Genomic DNA, 647 nt, shown 5'->3' with positions numbered 1-647 from the left:
TTGATGCATCTCCAACATTATTAAAAAGGGCATGCTCAGGTAAGGCTTGTTTTACCGCTTCATTGACACGTGGCTCATTGGTTGCTGCAATAACTAGATACGCGTCTACAATATCGCTTGGTTCAAATTCTTTTTCTTTCCATATGACGACACCGTTATCTACCATATTTTGAAGTTTTTCAGTGATTGTCGGACTGATGACCGTCATATGTTCAACGTATTGATTTAATGTTTGTGCCCGACGACTTGCAACGACGCCTCCACCAACTATGACGACATTTTTATTTGTTAAATCTATCATTAATGGCATATTCATGTTGAGCAACATCCTTTATATCTTTTTACATCATTACACCTTAAAATATTTAACACCAATCGCTAATAAACATCACGTTGATAGCGTTGTTGTTGTTTCATTTGTCGCAATAATAACTCTGCTTCTTCTTGAGAAATATGACGTTCTTTTACCAATACATCTTTAATGGCTTGATGGACATCTTTCGCCATACATTTTTCATCGCCACAAATATAGATTGCTGCGCCTTGCTCAATCCATTCATTGAAACGTTCACTTTCTTCCATTATACGATGCTGTACATATTCTTTGTGTTCTTGGTCTCTTGAAAATGCTAAATCTACGCGTGTTA

At 36.6% G+C, this 647-nt stretch carries 1 protein-coding gene and 1 pseudogene; both read right to left on the bottom strand.

Annotated features, from left to right (window positions below):
- Positions 1–316, bottom strand: a 316-nt coding sequence (locus IDG60_RS19580) for an NAD(P)-dependent oxidoreductase (RefSeq protein ID WP_274611455.1), incomplete at its 3' end; no start/stop codon positions are given.
- 62 nt (positions 317–378) lie between these two features.
- Positions 379–647 (bottom strand): annotated as a pseudogene (locus IDG60_RS19575) (sulfite reductase [NADPH] flavoprotein alpha-component); the annotation flags it as partial.

The sequence above is a fragment of the Staphylococcus sp. EG-SA-2 genome (genome assembly GCF_017152085.1).
Note: the sequence above shows the minus strand (reverse complement) of the source record. Positions and strands in the feature narration are given on the sequence as shown.